Annotated in this window: 16 protein-coding genes; 2 read left to right on the forward strand and 14 right to left on the reverse strand. The window is 35.7% G+C overall.

What is annotated here, in order from left to right; translation table 11 throughout:
- Positions 1–179: 179 nt before the first annotated feature.
- Both HM985_RS11800 and HM985_RS11805 read right to left on the reverse strand, forming a co-directional pair.
- The gene (locus tag HM985_RS11800) at positions 180–1,061 is read right to left on the reverse strand and encodes a DUF808 domain-containing protein (protein ID WP_179376452.1); all 882 of its coding nucleotides are present in this window, start codon (positions 1,059–1,061) and stop codon (positions 180–182) included.
- Between the two features lie 48 nt (positions 1,062–1,109).
- Positions 1,110–1,868: a CDP-alcohol phosphatidyltransferase family protein gene (locus HM985_RS11805; protein ID WP_179376453.1), complete on the reverse strand. Its 759-nt coding sequence runs from the start codon at positions 1,866–1,868 to the stop codon at positions 1,110–1,112.
- A gap of 281 nt (positions 1,869–2,149) precedes the next feature.
- Between HM985_RS11805 and HM985_RS11810 the strand changes: the two genes are divergently transcribed.
- Both HM985_RS11810 and HM985_RS11815 read left to right on the forward strand, forming a co-directional pair.
- A complete protein-coding gene (locus HM985_RS11810) occupies positions 2,150–3,220 on the forward strand; it encodes a putative type IX sorting system protein PorV2 (RefSeq protein ID WP_179376454.1) in 1,071 nt (356 codons plus the stop codon).
- Complete coding sequence (locus HM985_RS11815; protein ID WP_317167137.1) at positions 3,207–4,394, forward strand: lipoprotein N-acyltransferase Lnb domain-containing protein; 1,188 nt, start codon at positions 3,207–3,209, stop codon at positions 4,392–4,394. Before HM985_RS11810 ends, HM985_RS11815 begins: the two co-directional genes overlap by 14 nt.
- Positions 4,395–4,630: 236 nt before the next feature.
- On the opposite strand, the gene HM985_RS11820 is transcribed toward HM985_RS11815, so the two are convergent.
- The 12 genes from HM985_RS11820 to HM985_RS11875 all read right to left on the reverse strand — a co-directional run bounded on the left by HM985_RS11820 (position 4,631) and on the right by HM985_RS11875 (position 18,273).
- On the reverse strand, positions 4,631–6,025 hold the full coding sequence (locus HM985_RS11820; RefSeq protein WP_179376455.1) for a sugar transferase: 1,395 nt from the start codon (positions 6,023–6,025) through the stop codon (positions 4,631–4,633).
- A gap of 120 nt (positions 6,026–6,145) precedes the next feature.
- Positions 6,146–7,183, reverse strand: coding sequence for a glycosyltransferase family 4 protein (locus HM985_RS11825; protein WP_179376456.1), 1,038 nt, complete (start codon positions 7,181–7,183; stop codon positions 6,146–6,148).
- Complete coding sequence (locus HM985_RS11830; protein WP_179376457.1) at positions 7,137–8,531, reverse strand: O-antigen ligase family protein; 1,395 nt, start codon at positions 8,529–8,531, stop codon at positions 7,137–7,139. Before HM985_RS11830 ends, HM985_RS11825 begins: the two co-directional genes overlap by 47 nt.
- A 15-nt stretch (positions 8,532–8,546) precedes the next feature.
- On the reverse strand, positions 8,547–9,614 hold the full coding sequence (locus tag HM985_RS17415; RefSeq protein WP_179376458.1) for a glycosyltransferase: 1,068 nt from the start codon (positions 9,612–9,614) through the stop codon (positions 8,547–8,549).
- Between the two features lie 226 nt (positions 9,615–9,840).
- On the reverse strand, positions 9,841–10,986 hold the full coding sequence (locus tag HM985_RS11840; protein WP_179376459.1) for a glycosyltransferase: 1,146 nt from the start codon (positions 10,984–10,986) through the stop codon (positions 9,841–9,843).
- Positions 10,983–11,366, reverse strand: a complete 384-nt coding sequence (locus HM985_RS11845; protein WP_246285004.1) for a serine O-acetyltransferase — start codon at positions 11,364–11,366, stop codon at positions 10,983–10,985. Before HM985_RS11845 ends, HM985_RS11840 begins: the two co-directional genes overlap by 4 nt.
- A 167-nt stretch (positions 11,367–11,533) precedes the next feature.
- Positions 11,534–12,691, reverse strand: a complete 1,158-nt coding sequence (locus HM985_RS11850) for a glycosyltransferase family 4 protein (RefSeq protein ID WP_179376461.1) — start codon at positions 12,689–12,691, stop codon at positions 11,534–11,536.
- 5 nt (positions 12,692–12,696) lie between these two features.
- Positions 12,697–13,740, reverse strand: coding sequence for an exostosin domain-containing protein (locus HM985_RS11855; protein ID WP_179376462.1), 1,044 nt, complete (start codon positions 13,738–13,740; stop codon positions 12,697–12,699).
- Positions 13,727–15,127, reverse strand: a complete 1,401-nt coding sequence (locus HM985_RS11860) for a hypothetical protein (RefSeq protein WP_179376463.1) — start codon at positions 15,125–15,127, stop codon at positions 13,727–13,729. Before HM985_RS11860 ends, HM985_RS11855 begins: the two co-directional genes overlap by 14 nt.
- Before the next feature lie 59 nt (positions 15,128–15,186).
- Positions 15,187–15,891, reverse strand: a complete 705-nt coding sequence (locus tag HM985_RS11865) for an acylneuraminate cytidylyltransferase family protein (protein ID WP_179376464.1) — start codon at positions 15,889–15,891, stop codon at positions 15,187–15,189.
- Entirely contained in the window at positions 15,892–17,049 is a 1,158-nt protein-coding gene (neuC, locus tag HM985_RS11870; protein WP_179376465.1) for a UDP-N-acetylglucosamine 2-epimerase, read from the reverse strand.
- Positions 17,050–17,268: 219 nt separating this feature from the next.
- Complete coding sequence (locus HM985_RS11875; RefSeq protein ID WP_179376466.1) at positions 17,269–18,273, reverse strand: N-acetylneuraminate synthase family protein; 1,005 nt, start codon at positions 18,271–18,273, stop codon at positions 17,269–17,271.
- Between the last annotated feature and the right edge of the window lie 211 nt (positions 18,274–18,484).

Genomic DNA, 18,484 nt, shown 5'->3' on the forward strand with positions numbered 1-18,484 from the left:
ATAGAATGCTACTCTTGTCATTCCTGCGCAGGCAGGAATCCACTTATAAAGCAAAACATTAATAAACAGAGTGCTACTTTGTCATTCCTGCAAAAACAGGAATCCACTTACAAAGCAAAACTTTATTCAAAACACTCAGCTAAAACACAAGATTCCTGCCTTCGCAGGAATAAGAAAATCTAATGCTTCCCTGCTTTCTTTGGAAGCAATAACTTAATACCATTTACAAGAAGTAAACAAACTGCACCCGCTACAAGGCCTACAATGAGATCTCTTAAAATCGAAGGAATCTGTTCTAAAAAATGATGCATGTATTCAATATTATGGACAAAGATACCACCTGCAACAAGTAATAATGCAATGGTCCCAATAACAGATAAACTCTTTATAACAATTGGCAATGCTTTCACTAAAACCGTTCCGATACCAAACAAAATACCTTTTTCACCATCACTTTTGCTAATAAGTTTCAAACCAAGATCATCCATTCTTACAATTAAAGCCACAATACCGTAAACACCAATCGTCGCAATTAAAGCCACTATTGAAACGACAATAATCTGGGTCAACAAAGGTTCATTAACAACAGAACCTAAGGCAATAATGACAATCTCTACAGACAAAATAAAATCGGTAACAACTGCAGATTTTATTTTTGCTTTTTCTAAGGCTAATAATTCCTGTTCCGTAAAATCCTTCTTAAGATCTACATTCACCGTCTTAGGATGAGGGACAATAAATTCATATATTTTCTCTGCTCCTTCATACGCTAAATACAGACCACCAAGGATTAAAATCGCAATAATAGCCCAAGGCACAAAAGCACTTAACAAAAAAGCGAGCGGCAAAATAATAAGCTTATTTAGCATAGAGCCTTTAGTAATGGCCCAAAGCACCGGAATTTCTCGAGAAGACACAAAACCCGAAGCCTTCTCTGCATTTACGGCCAAATCATCACCTAAAATACCGGCCGTTTTTTTGGTGGTAATTTTAGTCATTGCAGCCACATCGTCCATAATTGCTGCGATATCATCAAGTAATGCAAAAAATCCTGAAGCCATTTTATAAAGTATTTTTAATTGAAAGTTATAAGAAAAAGATCGGTTATATTAATAAATCTTAGACCGCGTTAATAATGAAAGTAAGATATACAAACCAATCACTAACGGAATGGCTGCAAAATGTAATACAATGATCAAAACAATACTTAATATGAGAAAAATATAACGCACAGCATTATCCTTAAAACCATAGTTTTTAAACTTTAAAGCGAATAACTTAATATTCGAATTTAAAAGGTAGCAACTCAATAGTGTCAACCCAATTAAAAACCACTTATTGATAATAATATTATTAATAAGATCACTATTCTGATACTCTAATATAAGTGGTAAAGACAATATAACTAAAGTATTAGCTGGCACTGGCAGCCCTTTAAAATAACTTTGCTGATCTTCATCTAAATTAAATTTAGCTAAGCGATAAGCCGATGCTAAAGTAATAAACAGACCTATTAATGGTAAAAAAGACAATTTAAAAACTTGCCAATGAAAAATAGAATTCCAACTATCGCTGTTTGCAGAATAATCTGGTGCATCAATAGTCATTGAAATAAGCTTAAACATTATAATTCCTGGCACAACTCCACTAGTCACCAAATCAGCCAAAGAATCTAACTGAATCCCTAAGGGACTTTGCACATTAAGTTTTCGTGCTAAAAGACCATCGAAAAAATCGAAAAAGATGCCTAAAAACACAAACATCGCTGCTGCAATAAAATGACCATGTACAGCAAATATAACCCCAATACAGCCCGAAAGTAAATTGAGCAGTGTAACTAAATTCGGAATGTGTCTTTTGAAACTCATAAATTTATTTTTTGTAAAAATAGAAAAGAATTGGTGTTCACGCTTATATTTTATTTAAATAATAGCCCTACAAATTTGTTAGAATTTAGAACTCAAACAAGCATCACCTTTATCACCTTCAATTTTCGGTTGATTTAAAGCTTGAAGAAGTAAAATAATAACATTTCTTCTTCTTGAGAAGAGCGTCTATTCATTTTTTATAAAAATAAAACAATAAGAACCTTGTTTCAGAGTTAAATAGATAGAAAAATATTATGCATCTTTGTAAAAAAATTGTGCTGTTGAAAAATTACTATGTAATTCTCTTAACGCTTGCTACGCTTACGGTTTCTGCTCAAACAACTAGAAAATATTCAAATGAATTTATGAATATTGGTGTTGATGCTGCGGCCTTGGGTATGAGTAACGCGGTAGTTTCCCAAACAAACGACGTTAATTCGGGCTATTGGAACCCTGCAGGACTAGTGCATCTTGAAGATACGCAACTGGCATTAATGCACTCTAGTTATTTTGCCAATATTGCAAATTACAATTACATCGCTTACGCCATGCCTATTGATAATAAAAGTGCCATGGGCCTATCACTGATTAGATTTGGTGTCGATGATATTCTAGATACGACACAATTAATTGACGATCAAGGAAATATTAATTACGATAGAATAAGTACATTTTCTACGGCAGATTATGGTCTTACCTTTTCGTATGCTAGAAAACTACCATTAGATGGTCTTAATTTTGGTGTTAATGCAAAAGTGATCCGAAGAATTATTGGTGATTTTGCATCCTCTTGGGGCTTCGGTTTCGATGCAGGAATTCAATTTGAAAGCCGTAATGATTGGAAATTTGGGTTGATGGCTAGAGACATTACAACAACCTTTAATGCCTGGTCTATAGACGAAGATAAATTTGAAGACATTAGTAGTGCTATTGATGGTGAAAATCAAGAATTACCAGAAACGACTGAAATCACAATACCGAAGCTACAATTAGGAATGTCTAAAAAATGGATTTTTCATTACGATTATTCATTATTAGCTGCGGCAAACTTAAACATGCGCTTTGCAGAAAATAACGATATTATTTCAACTTCTTTTGCAAGTATTAATCCTGCTTTAGGCTTCGAATTTGGGTACACCGACTTGGTCTTTTTAAGAGCAGGTGTTGGTAATTTCCAAAATGAATTACAAATTGACGACTCAGAACAAGTCACTTTTCAACCTAACTTTGGGGTTGGTTTTAAATATCGTGGTATAGAAATAGATTATGCTTTCACAGATATTGGAGATCAAAGTGCAGCCTTATATTCTAATGTATTTTCTTTAAAAATAGACTTCGGTGTCTTTAGATAACGCTACAGCTATGAAACTAAAATTATCGGTTCTTGTATTTCTTTTCACTTGTGTCTCTTTAGTTGCACAGCAATTACAGCTTTCCGACGACGCAAAAATATCCGTGATAACCATTGGCCCTGGCGAATCTCTAAATGATGCCTTCGGACATAACGGATTCAGAATTAAAGATAGAGCTCTAGGAATCGATTTGGTTTATGGTTATGGAGAATACGATTTTGATGCCCCTAATTTTTATTTAAAATTTATTCAAGGTAAACTAGATTATCTCATTAGCAGGCATCCGTTTCAAAATTTTTATTACGCATATACCAGAGCAAATCGAAATATTGAGGAGCAAGTTTTAAGGCTATCTAAAGAAGATAAGCAGGCTTTATTTAACTATCTAGAAAACAATTACAAACCAGAAAACAGACGGTATTTATACGATTTTTTCTATGATAATTGTGCCACTAGAATAAGGGACGTCACGCAAACAGCTACAAAAAGCGACATTGAATTTGTAACTCCTAAAGATGTTGAACAAAAAACGTTTAGAGATTTAATTCATGAGCATGTAGGCTTAAATTCTTGGGGAAGTTTTGGTATAGACATCGCATTAGGAGCTGTAATAGATAAACAAGCGTCTCCACAAGAGTATATGTTTTTACCAAAGTACATCCACGCCTTTTTTGAAACTGCAAAAATAAGCACAAATGAAAGCTTAGTTAAAAGTGCAACCACACTCTATCGTAAGAAGGAATCCAATACAACAACGAGCATAGTACTTACGCCTATAGTCATCATGACGTTGTTAGCACTTTGTATTCTATTTGTAACCTATAAAGACTATAAAAATAACACAAGAAGCAAATGGCTTGATGTCACATTATTTACGAGCACAGGGTTAATCGGAATTCTTATTTTATTCTTATGGTTTGCTACAGATCACTCAGCTACAGCTTTAAACTACAATGTATTATGGGCATTTCCATTAAATATTTTGGCAATAGGACAATTAACAAAACCACATGCTAAAACATGGTTTAAAAAGTATTTAAGATTCTTAATCATTATGCTTGTCCTACTGAGCTCACATTGGATTATTGGAGTTCAGGTATTTGCATTAGGACTCATCCCTATACTCATAGCACTACTTCTAAGGTATATCTATTTGGTAAAATGGTTTAAATAAGAATTTAGTGAACTATGCCAACTCTTCTGTTGTGTAACGTCTAAATAGCAATAAGCAAACAAGAACCATTAGGTTTCAATATAAAAATAAGATTTAACCATCGCATCACCAACTCACCACTTCACCACTTCACCAAATCACCACTTCACCATCTCACCAAATCACCATCTCACCTCTTCACCATCTCACCAAATCACCACATCACCAAATCACCACATCACCACTTCACCACCACATCACTGCCCCCGGTAATACAATATCGTACTTAACGTTTTAATAAAAACATTAAAGTCTAAAAAGACACTACGGTGTTTTATGTAGTATAAATCGTATTGTAGTTTTGTAAGACTATCATCAACAGAAGATCCATATCTGGTGCTTACCTGTGCCCAACCTGTTAAACCTGGTTTTATAATATGGCGGGTTTCATAGAATGGTATAATCTGAGACAACTCACTCACAAAGAAAGGACGTTCAGGTCGTGGTCCAATAACACTCATATCCCCTTTAAGTACATTATAAAACTGAGGAATCTCATCCATACGAGAACGTCTTAAAAACGTGCCAAACCTGGTGATTCGGACGTCATTCTTTTGCGCCCATTCGGCTCCATTTTGTTCTGCATTCACCACCATACTTCGTAATTTCACAATATTAAACGGCTTGCTGTTTTTGCCAACGCGTTCTTGCATGTAAAATAAAGGACCTTTATTCCCTATGGCATTTCCTATTAAGATAAAGGGTAAAAATAACAGTCCTATAATCAAGCCTATAATTGAAAAAACAAGATCAAAAGCCCGTTGAAAAAAGATATAGAGCTTATTTTCATTACTACGACTAAATGGAAAATACTTATAGAAATCCTTACCTACAAATTGAATTGGCACTTTCTGAAGCAACTCTTCGTAAACCTGAGTGTAATCTCTAATCTTAAACCCACGTTCTAAAAGCAGCATTAAATCGTGATACACTTCTGTTATTATGGCTTCAGAATCAAAACTAGCGACTAAAATCTCTGAAATCTTCTCTTCTTCAATCGTCTTTAAAAAGTCTTTAGCTTTAAACTCTGGCACCTCTTTATATCTCACCGCTTCTTTTTTAGAAGCCTCACTATTAATAAAACCTACAATTTTATAATTAGGGTCTGAGGTGTTGAGGGCCTTTATTAGACCCTCCATATTAGATATTTCTCCAACTAAAAGCACGCGCTTATAAAAACGAGGACTCTCAATAAGGTTGATATAAATGAGACGCCATATTAGTAACGACAGGATAAGTACAAGATAAAAATAGCCAATTTGTATACGCTCTAGAGGTAAATACGGAGACAGTACCGGAGTTAGCAGATAAAATAAGAGCACTGTAGAAGCGGTGATCACAATATTTTTAAAAGTCGCATCAAAATTACTTGCCTTTTGTAAATCGTAGAGTTCAAAAATAGTTCCGAAGACTGTGATATAAACCCCTAATAATATTAAAGGGACTGTGTTTTCTTGGCTTACTTTTATGTATTCAAAATCAAAGTAAAGACTTAAAGCATATACCCCTAAGAATACCACGACCAAGTCGATGATTCGAAGTAGAATTTTACGCTCAGATACTTCAAAATGAATACTTTTTTTATGCGCCATTATCATGCTGTACTAGGGTGTAAATATAAGAACTCTAGCGTATATTCAATATTAAATTAATTTTAGACCTCAGCATAGGATGAGAAAATGGTCGTTTAATGCTAGGTCGCCCTGAAGGTTTTAAGACTTCCATGGGTCCTTGGTATCGTCTAAAACGGCTTTCCAGCGTGCCTTTAGACAGCCCCAATCAAATAAAGTTACTTTATATCGTGCCTTAGCCACCATAGTAGTGGTCCCCTTGGCGTCTGTTCTTAATGTTAAGATAGCTTCTACAAAGGCTTCGGCGTTATGAGGTGGCACTAAAACTCCATCAACTCCATCTTCAATAAGAAAAGGCATGCCCCCCACATTGGTTGACACAATAGGCAGACCTAAGGCCATCGCTTCAATGACACTCACCGGCATGTTATCAAAATTGGTGGTATTGATAAACACATTATAATCTTTAGCAAGCGTTATCCATTCTGCTTTGGTGAGTTTCCCTGGTGTATTTACCGTAACCCCTAACGCCTTAGCATGAGCTTTCACCTTAGCTAAAGCACCATCTGTATCTGGGCCAGCCATACATAATGTGGTGTTATAACCTTGATCTTGTAGTGCCTTTAAAATATCTACGGCCAAACAAGGATTATAAATTTCTGAAAACGAACGCACCCACAATAAGTTTATGTTAGCTATAGGCCTGATGCTAAACGGGTAGTTTTGCAACTGTAAACTGTTAGGGATGTAGACCACATTGGTAAACCCCTGCTTATTAAATGCTTCTTTTAAGTAAATGGATGGGGACACTAATACCTTAGCGGGCTTGAACAGCATACGGCTTAATTTAGGATTTTGCTCTAAGCGCTGCGGCAAATTCCCCCCATGCAAAATAGGAATATACGGTAATTTGAGTACACGACAGACTTGACTCACCACCAAAGCATAGTAAAAATTCTGAGTGCTATAGGTATCTATTAATACATTATCCATACGGTATCCATACACTATGGTGCCTTTAACCATATCTAAGACACGTGCTATTTTATTTTGAAATGCCGATTTACAAACCACCTTAAACCCTTCTCCTTCCAAGGCTTTTGTTAAGCCTTTCATATAAGAAACGTTGGTTTTAGGGTTTGATAAGTTGTTTCCTAGATACAGGACGTTTTTTCTCATGAGTAATATGTAATAACGCTAAACCATAAATAAAGCCTGGGGCTGCAATACGCATCGCCGAGTGGTTAATGGTCGCAAACCAAAAGATTAAGAAGGCATAGAACAGTAAATTTCCCTTATGTTTTAGGCGATACAGCAAAGGGGTAAAAATAAGTAACAACAAAATAATCACCCCAAAGATGCCATGCTCCGAGAATAACCGACTCACTTCATTATGCGAGGCTATAATTTGCCCTTCTTCTTCGAGACGCACTTGTTTCATCCCATTCGCTCCCACTCCAAAAAATGGATGTCTTAAAAACCCTTCAAATTCTCGTGTAAACAAATCTACACGTCCCGTTGAAACATCTTCCTTTTCTTTACCTTTTGCATCTTTATTGCTGTAACGATTTTCTATTAAGCCTTCTGTTTGATTAGCTGTAATAAACCAAGTTATTGCAATACCAATGCACATTATAAACAATGAACTTATAATTTGTTGTCGTCTTTTGTATTTTGATTTTCCATACAAAATCACCAAAAACCCAACAATCATCATGATGGCTGTGAGTACACCACCACGACTAAAGGTTACTAAAGCTCTAAAAGACACTAAGCCTAAAAGCACTAAATTAAACAGTTTTAAAAACAAACTTGGGGATTTTAAAAAAAACCGCACGGTTAGTGCCACCATACCCAAACCTAACAACGTCGCTACTTGATTAGGACCGTACCCCCCAGAAGCTTCAAAATTAGACCCTGTGCCTTGCAACACCTCTTTAACACTAGGGTTGTATAAAAACAAATAAACCATCATCGCTAAGACCGGAAAGATCATGCAAGCTAAAATTTGTAATAATTGTTCTTGGCTTATTTTTTTATCGTAACAATACAAAGCCGATGCTCCTAAACAGACCGGACCACTCAATACAAAGGCTATGGATTTTCTAAAGTTTAAATCATAGCCTAATGTGGTAGAGGCGACTAAAACTGATGGTACTAACAAAACAAAATAGATAAAATAAGGATAACTGTTCTTAGAGACTCCTGTAAAAAACATCCCGATTAACACCAATAAAATAATATAATACTTAGAAAATTCATAAAACAAGCCGCCACCAGTCATTCTAAAAAATGATTCTGCTGCCGCAATGTAGGCACACCCCAACAAGACCCACATGGCTTTAGAACGTTTTGGAGACAAAATGACCTTTCCTAGAAAATAAAGACAAACCACTGTAAAATACAGGTTAGAAAAGTAGGGCATATAAAACACCCCTGCTCCTACCACCAAATGCAATACCACCAAAGCGACATAAAGGTCATTGGTAAAACGGTATTTTTTTTTATGAGTTGGTCTTTGTTTCATTGGTAAAAAGCAAATTTAAACATATAATGCTAGTATTTGCTTTATACTTGCCGCTTCTGAAAATGTTTTGGCTATAAAATTTTGCAAACATGCGCCTGTAGGTTCTCGCAATTCGATACGCGCCATATAGCTTTTTAATGCTCTAGCTAAGGCTTCTGGGTTCTCAGAAGGTATAAGCTCCCCATAGCGCTTCGATGGGATGACTAAATGACAATCCCCAACAGCCGTTGTTATCACCGCTAGTCCGCCTTGACCGTATTCTAATAATGCTAAAGGCAAACCTTCCGATTTAGACGCTAAGACCCCGATATCTGCTTGTGCGATAATCGCTGTGGTATCTTTACAACTGCCGTAAAAAAAGACACTTTTCTCTAAATTTAAAGCTTGTACCGTTGCTGTAATCGTTGCTGTATAGGCATCCTCAAAATCTTTACCCACACAGTGTAAGGTCCATTCTGGAAACTGCTGTAATACCTGTTGAAACCCCTTTAAAAGCGTTACATGATCTTTTTGAGGGCGTAAATTAGCTAGGCATAAGACCCGTTTTCCTGCCACGCCTTTTAGTTTTGTAATGGTCTTTGTGGTAGCATAAGACGCTATAAAATTGGGCAAAAACACAACCTGCTTACTGTGTAGGTGCTGCTTGTCCCAGTGTTCCAATACGGCATTTACCGTTATAATAGCTTTAAACGTTTTAGAGCACCATTTTAAAATGGTTTTGGGGCGTTGCTCTAAAAACTCAGAATTCCCATAATGATCATGCCAAATAATAGTAAGCTTTGGGTGAACTAATTTTAACAAGGTCGCCATAAAATAAGAGCTCGCATGGGCATGCACCACCGTAATCTGTTCTTGTTTCACAAATTGTAACAGACGCTTTAAAGCCCCGAAGTCCAAAGTTCGTTTACGTTTTAAAAAGAGATAACTCACTTCTGCTTTTAAGCTCGCTTTTAAAAGCCCTTCAGCGCGCGTGGTGCATAAATAAGCCCCTTCTACTTCTGTCACTAAGGCATTCGCGAGATTCACTGCCATACGCTCCGCCCCACCGGCATCTAAACTATCAATTAATTGTAATACCCGCACTCTAGTTTTGTTTAAAATCTATACCCCTCTATTAATTACCATGAACTGATATCACCACACCATCATATCACCATTTCACCATTTCACCACACCACCAAATCACCTCATCACCATATCACCATATCACCAATTCACCATATCACCATATCACCAATTCACCAATTCACCACACCACCATATCACCACTTCACCACACCACCACCTCACCACTTCACCAATCTCTACCTCAAACCCGACTTTCAAAAGTTCCTTCCAAAACCTTTTGAATATCCTCTTCTAAACGATCAAAGGTGTAAGCCTGCGACCAATCCATAGCCAATTCTGCCATGCGCTCTAAATTTTCTGAGTTCAACACCTTTATAAATTGGGCTACTGCGGTCTCTAGGTGCGGTTCGACTAAAATCCCACGTTCCCCATAGCCCATCATCCAATGCACACAAGAGACTGCTGTAGACACCGGAATACAGCCAAAAAACATGCCTTCTGCTACGGCTTTTGGCCAACCCTCACTTTTAGATAATAACATATTAAAATGTGCCGTCTGCAAAGCGGCCTTCACTACTGTTTTATCTTGGTTGCCATGCATGGTCACACAAGACTCTAACTTTTGTTGTTCAATATAGGTTTCTAATTCTAATCGTAAAGGGCCATCACCAAACAGCTCTAAACGCGCAGGAATCCCTTGCTGGTTCAATTGTTCTATAAACTGAATGGTTAATAGAGGCCGTTTTCCTGGCACTAACATCCCTGCAAATACAAAAACAAGTTCTTGACTATAATCCTTAGCTTGAAAAGGTACGCGTTCTTTGTCTCTATAGGTCGCCGAAATAAAAGGATGGACGTTAGAGGTTTCGCCAGGCCAATCGCCGTAGACTAAGACTTTCATATTACGTGTGAACATTGTATTCCTTAGAATGGCCTGTTGTAAACGATACCCTACAGGTTGATTACTATTAGGATCCCAATTCCCTGCATACTTGGTCGATTTTTGCTTAAATGGAAATAGAAGTTGCACAAAGCAAGCTATTAAGCTGACATTAGCAGGACAACGTAAATGAATGTGATCTGCCCAAGCCATTGCTCTTATCATCTGAAGCACTATTAAAGGCATGTACATTAATGCTTTTAAGATATTAAAGATTGAGTTAAAAGCAAAAAAAGGAATGTAATACCGCTTGATTAAGCTTGTACTAAACGGTTTAACTAACACATCTTCTGGGTATGAGAATGGTGCTAAAATCCGATGTTCATCGGCATATTTAAACCAAACATCTATTTCGTTAACATACGGAGAATAAGACCAATATTTGCCATCTTTTAAAATGGTCGGTGCTAAAGATATAATTAACAATTTCTTTGTTTTATTATTCATATATAACCCTTTGAACTATGATCATTAATTTTTATTGCTGGTACACCTAAAACTGTTGTGTGCGACAACACATCTTTTGTTACTAAGGAATTTGCACCTATAACGGCACCATCACCAATGTTAATTTTACCAACTATTACTGCATTGGCTCCTACATAAACATTATTGCCTATGGTTGGCACTCCTCTTTTTTCTTTAAGACCACTCACGCCAATGGTCACCCCTTGTGAAATGTTGCAATTGTCCCCTATCACGGTATTGGCATTAATGATAATTCCGCCAAAATGACCAATGTAAAAACGTTCACCTAGAACAGCAGAGTATGGCAATGATATTCCTGTAACTATTTCTATGCATTTTTGAAATACTAAACACGGCATTAATAATACGCGCTTAAATAATTTAGGCATCGTACTTGTGTAAATAGCATTTGATATACGATAAACGAATAACGCCCATAAGCCCTGTTGCGTGAACAGCAACACCAAGCTGTTTGATGAACTATACTGCTTATATTTCTTTAAATCTTCCTTAAATTTTAACAACATTATAGTCCTTTGGGTTTTACAATTGTTTTATAAAATGCCATATTCTGTTCCGCTATTTTATCAATATTAAAACGCTCAATTACACTTTTTCGAGCATTATCCCCTAATTCAATTGCGGCTTCAGGGTGTTGAAATACCCACTTAATTTGGTTAGCGATATCTTTGGGGTTATAAGGATCACACAATAGCCCTGTTACACCATGGGTAACCACCTCTGGACCAGGACCTTCTTTTGTAAACACTACAGGTTTTGTCATACACATGGCTTCGGGAGCTACTAAGCCTAAAGTTTCCATATGAGATGGAAACACACAGACGTGCGCTTCGGCATATTTCTCGGGTAATTTATCGTAGTCCACGATGCCCTTAAAGTTCACCCTATCTTCATGATGCTTTAATTGAGGCAACTCTAAAGTCTTAAGTCTAGTAATATAAGAGTCCCCATTAGGATACGTCCAATCTCTACCATAAACATCTAAAGTCGCTTCAGGAAACTGCTCTAAAACAAAAGTCATGGCTTGAATTAACTGCCGTATACCTTTTTTTTCACAAACCGTACCTGCAAAAACAATTTTAAAGGGTACATGTGGTTTTGCGATAGGCTGAAAATGCTGAAGATTTATGGGATAATTTATGCGCTGTACCTGGCGATGTTCTAAGGATAAATATTTAGACGTATGGGTTTTCACATAATCTGAAACCGCAATAAACGCATCCGCTTTTTTATAAGACCATTTTTCTTGTAGCCCTTTCCAAAGTCCAACCTTACGCTGTTCGGATTCTGCAAAAAAATGATGTCCCCCATGCATCCTAATGACATAAGCAATGCCTTTTAGTTTTGGTAAAAAAGCCAAGCCCATGTCTGAAGCTTCTACAATATCGATAGGTGTTTTAGAGTGAATTGCTTCTATTTTTTTAGCGATAACCCGTGTATTAAAATACCAAGCTAAGCCCTTTATACTTTTTGCGTGTAGTCTATGCACCTCTACTCCATTAACCACTTCCGTATCTGCACTAGGTATGTAATTTTTACCAACCACACTCACTTTAACTCCCCTTTCTACCAATGCTTTACTTATCGTGGCTATAAATGTACCAATACCACCATGTGGAAATCCGGCTTTGGGGAACTCATTTGTTATAAAACAGATGTGCATAAACTTTACTTTAATTCTTTTAATAATACTTTCTTTAACTGTATAAAGAAATTTTCTTTAGTAAAATACGTCTCCCATAATAAGCGATTCGAGACTTGTATTTTTTTAAAATCTTCCACAGTGATTGATTTATGAAAATCTAATAAACGCGGTCCTATATTTGCAATCTCGACTTCATCAATAATAAAACAATGTTTTTTCCAATCGATACTATCTGAAAACGGTAATTTACAATCTGTATCAACAAGTATAGGAATACGCCCCATAGCTAAAGTTTCATAAAATCTAACTGAAAAATTTCCCAATCCTCGCATACAAAATGTATAGGCATTTTTATTCATATTTTCATAAAACTCTATAGTTGTCGCTTCTAAGTCTTTATTCGTTTTAACACCCGCCCTATAACTATTGCGATAAACAAAATTAGTTTTAATAGTAGTCTCTTTTTCTAAAAGATTTAAATATTTAAACCTCCGCAAACTAGATGGATAAAATGACTGGAAATCTATATATTTTATTCGTAAAAGACGAAAAGCATTTAATTTTATAAAACTTACAATTTCCTTGACTAATTTTATAAACCCACCATTAGCATGACCTACAAATCCAATTATTGGGTTTTCTTTTTTTTCTATAGTTAAAAAACTATGTTTTAGTTTCGCATAAGGGTCTTCTATAAACGGTGGCATAATAAAAGTCTCCTTTTCTGTTTTACTTTTAAAACCTCCTAACCTTAATATTAAAACATTAGCAAATTTTAAAGTTAATCCTATGTCTCCGGTAGTAAAGACTAAAACTTTTTTGCAAATACTTTTAGCTTTATCTATAAATGCCTCTATTTCTTTTTTTCGACCTAAACCCAACATATAATCGACCGTTACAGGCAACAAAAACATGTCACAATCTTCAGCGTCTACTACAAATTCGAAATCAGCATTACTAATTAAACCTTTCTCTGTTAATAAGCTATCTATTAGAGGAAACAAATGTACATTGGGCACATTTTCCTTTAACAACGCAATATCTGTATATATTTTAATTGCTGACATTTTCTACTAAGTTTTGAGCTATGTATCTAGAACTTTCATTTAGCGGATGTAAAACAACCCTTTTCCTCCATTGCTCTTTATCCTTAGCCATATCGGTAGGCTTAGTTAATACTTGATCTATCGTTTTAATTATTTCTTGTTTTGAATTCAACCAGACCACACCTTCCAAATTTTTCATAGACCTAAAATGTTGATATTGATATATTGTAGTTACGGACCAATCTCTATTATGCGCTACATCATAATTTATATAGATACAAGGCTTATTAAAAATTGAAAAATCAAAAGCCATCGTAGATCCCAAATTATAGACTAATTCACAATGCATGGCTAGATTTAATTGTAAATTTACATCTTTATAATCAGGGTAGTAGCCGCCCCAATTTCCACTAATCTTATTCCAAATGGGATCTATGGCTACAATGTGACTCTGAAATTGCTCTAACACTTGGTTATAGCGCTCAGAAAAATCAACAGGGCAACGTCTAAAAATAATTTGGATATCAGTTCTTCCTTTTAAAGACGCTGCCAGATCATAAAGATATTGAGGGTCATAAGGAGATGTTTTTTCATCATCCCCACTAAAGCAAATCCAAGCTTTATTTTCATCTAAATTATGTTGTTTAGCAAATGCTTTTCTTGGTATGACTTGCTTATCCTCTAAATAAAATTCAAATTGTGGTGTCCCTACTAATTTAATTTGCTCTGAAGGAATTTCAGGATAATAATCGGCCATTTCTCGTTGCATCCAATCTCCCCATACCAAATACTGGTCCGCCGTAACACATAGGCGTGCTTTAGGAAGATTATCCCAAGAAAAAATAGCCGTAGTTACCTTTATATTTAATTGTTTTGCAGCCAAACAAATAGGCATTAAACTGCCTACACGCTGGTGGGTGATAAATACACTTTGCGGTTGTAAGGCTTCTAAATAGGCTTTATATTTAGCAATAACTGCCATCCCCCAATGTTGTTTACTTTTTGCTTCATAGCTTAAAATACGCTTGTAATCTTTAGTTAAATAGTTTCCTAGTACTTGTGCTATGCGTTGCATAAAAGCACGTTTGCTATATCCTTTGGGTTTTGGCCAATTGGTTAATAGCGATGTATTGTTCTTAAGTATTACATTGTGTTTTAACCGCGCATAGGTCGTGGCTTCTCGGTATAAACGCGTTAAAGGTGGTTCTGCCAATAAGATTATAGCCTTATACTCAATAGTTATACCATGTAAACGCTCTACTTCATTGAATACCTCTTTTGGTAAAGGTGACCATATGACAATCTGAATATCATCAGATTTAAGCTCCGTTAAAAGCTTAGAGTAGAGATAATTTTTTATTCCTACTCCGTCAGGAATAATTAAAAGTATTTTTTTATGCTTTTTCATATTTCTCTAAAATAACATTAATACTTTTTTAAGTAAGCTTTCTTTAAAAATCATCTTTTTTAAATATTCTCATTAAAACCTCTTACTAATTGCTCTGCTTTTTTCCAGTCTTCAAGCGTGTCAATATTTACATAGGTTTTTTTGGACGATTCTATGTATGATATGCTTTTACCATAAAGTGAATTCTGATTTTTTAACACCCCTATTTTAGTGAGGTACACACTTCCATCTCTATGGAAAGCCTTAGGTAGATCTTGTCTTCTAGAAATAATTTCTGATTCACCTGTTGATACTTTCAAAATACCTTTATCATCCGCTTCAAATACCCAATGCGGATTGTACTCATGAGGAACTTCAATAACTGAAACCAATGAGTCTGTATCATTTTTTAAAAATGTTTCAATAGCCGTATCTAAAAATTCAATTGTACGAAATGGAGAGGTTACTTGTAACAAGCATACCGCATCAAAAAACTCCCCTTGATTTGCATAATAATCTAATGCATGGATAATTACAGGTAACGTAGGGGATTTATCATCAGCTAAATCAGAAGGCCTTTTAAAAGGAACATCTAACCCTAATATTTTGCCTAATTCTATAATTTTATCATCTTCAGAACTCAGAACGACTTTCGATAAATATTTTGATCCTATAGCAACTTCACTAGTGTATTGCAACAATGGTTTTCCTTCTAACAATTTTATATTTTTTCCTGGCACTCCTTTAGAGCCTCCTCTTGCAGGTATAATTCCTAAAATTTTCATTTAATAAGCAATTGTTTTATGAAATTTAAGAGGTACATCGCTTAAATGATTTGCAATAGCGACTCCCGCGTTACCATCTCCATAGACTAAGGATTTGGATGTTTTTCTTATTTTAATTTGTTGTTGAATAGCTCGATAAATAGCATCACTTTTATAAGGGACATCTATAACGTTTTGACCACGTTCTCTTCGATTTTGTCTTGTCCCAATATTTACCACGGGTACACCTAAATAGGCACACTCTCTAATACCTACACTAGAATTACCTATTAAACAATGGGCATGATTTAAAAGATTTAAAAAATCATCTCCTTTCATATTTTTAAAAAAATGAACGTGCTTCAATTCATGATATTCTCTATAGGAACGTATCCCTGAAGACGTACCATCTGCTCCTGCATCTACATTTGGCCAAAACCATAATACCGGTAAGGTTAATTGACTTACAACGGCTAAGGTTTCTTCTACATGACGTCTAGAATCTTTATATTCAGTCGTTACGGGGTGCTGCATGACCACAACATAACCTTTAGTTAAATCGGGAGTTGATCCCACACCACCATAACGTTGATAAGGATCGAACGGTAATGTTTTTGTCTGCACAATGGCTTTTGCAATGTCTATTGAAGGACAGCCTGTATTAAATACAGAATCTACTTCTTCTCCTAATTTTAATACACGTATTTTAGCATCTTCTGAGGCTACAAAATGGTAATCTGCTAATTTTGTAATGGCATGTCTTACTTTTTCATCGATATTCCCTGTGACTTCTCCCCCTTGAACATGCGCTAGCGGTATATTCATATAAGATGCTGCTATAGCTGTTGCCATAGTTTCGAACCGATCTGCTACCGTTACCACGATATCCGGTTTTAGATTATCGAAAACCGTTGATAATTCTAAAATCCCTATACCCGTAGTTTTTGCAGCTGCCGTTAAGTTTTCGCCTTCCAAGACATTGAATACTTTAGCTGCAATTGAAAACCCATCATTCTCAATATAATTTACTGCCGAACCATAACGTTCTAATAACGCAGAAGCTGCTACAATAAGTTGTAATTCTAAATTAGGATGATCTTTAATTGCTCGTAATACCGTTTTAACACGACTATAAGAAGGGCGCGCTGTAATAACTACAGCTATTTTTCTATGAGACATAAATGCTTAGTAACTTTTACTTTGTAATATTACAAATATATACGGTTTTATAAAATGAAAACCTCATTTGTCTTATAAATACCCTGTTCTACAGTAATATGACTTTAAGCCTTGAGCCCCGTTATAAAAGTTGATGCCCCAATACGTGCTTATTTTAAAATAATGGCCTTTTTACAACTCCCACGCCCTAAAAAAGAGCTCTATCGCATGTGAATAAAATTACATTAAATCATCCCAATTTAAGAAAGCCCATTTGTTCACATCCTTATTTAAACGCTTTCCTATAATTTCCTGAAATAAAGACGCATCAATACCATAGCCTTTTGGTTTTTTAGTCTCTAAATCTTCAAAAGTTATATGATGTCCTTTTTCCAAGTTTTTATTAATCGACAAAGATTTTTCAAAAATGCCTTTTAATTCTGAAAATTTAGAATTGTCACATTTATCTATAGGATTTTGAATTGCCAAGGCCACATTATTAACCGCTTTAACTAATTGAGAGGTCTCGTTTAACGTTAATGATGCTTTAGCATCTGGGCCAAACATGTCTTTATCAAAAACGACATGAAATTCTAAAATCTCTGCCCCCAAAGCAACAGCAGCGATGCAGGTTTCTATGGACGACGAATGATCTGAAAACCCTACAGGAATCTGATAACGCTCCTTTAATATTGAAATAACATTTAAACCATACTCTTCTGGTTTAGTGGGATATGCCGTAGTACATTGCAATACCGAAACCGCTACTTTCCGATCTTTTAAGAATGCAATGGTTTGATCTAACTCCTCTAAAGAACTCATTCCTGACGATACAATAACAGGCTTTCTTGTTTGAGCAATTTTTTCTAGCAACACTAAATTATTAACCTCACCTGACCCTATTTTATAGCGCTTCACACCTACTTGTTCTAAAAGATCTACAGCGGCATTACTAAACGGCGAACTCATAAATTCAATCCCCACCGTGTCGCAATGCTGTTTTAAACCTTGCCACTGCTCTAAAGTAAACTCCATACGTTTCCAATAGTCTAACCGCGTGGCATCTTGCTTAGAAAACTGAACTCTAAACGGCTCATGAATACTACTTTCTACCTCAGCAATATGGGTTTGAAATTTTATAGCACTGCAACCTGTTTTGGCAACAGCGTCTATATAGGCATGCGCCATACCTAGGCTACCATCGTGTGCCTGTGCTATTTCTGCAATTGTAACTGGATAGATCATTGTCCTATAGTTAAGAAAAAATTATGTTTTGCTTTAACAACTCTTTTGTTTTAATTTTAAAAATTCATTTTATATTTTCATCACCTGTACAAATATAGACAACGTAGAATATGTTCTTGGTTTAAGGCATATTTTATACTGTGCGCAAATAAAGGTATAATTCTCAATAATAAGGTCTTTTTAAATGGTAAACGTTTATACCGACCTTGGG

Source organism: Winogradskyella wichelsiae (genome assembly GCF_013403925.1).
GTDB classification, from domain to species: domain Bacteria; phylum Bacteroidota; class Bacteroidia; order Flavobacteriales; family Flavobacteriaceae; genus Winogradskyella; species Winogradskyella wichelsiae.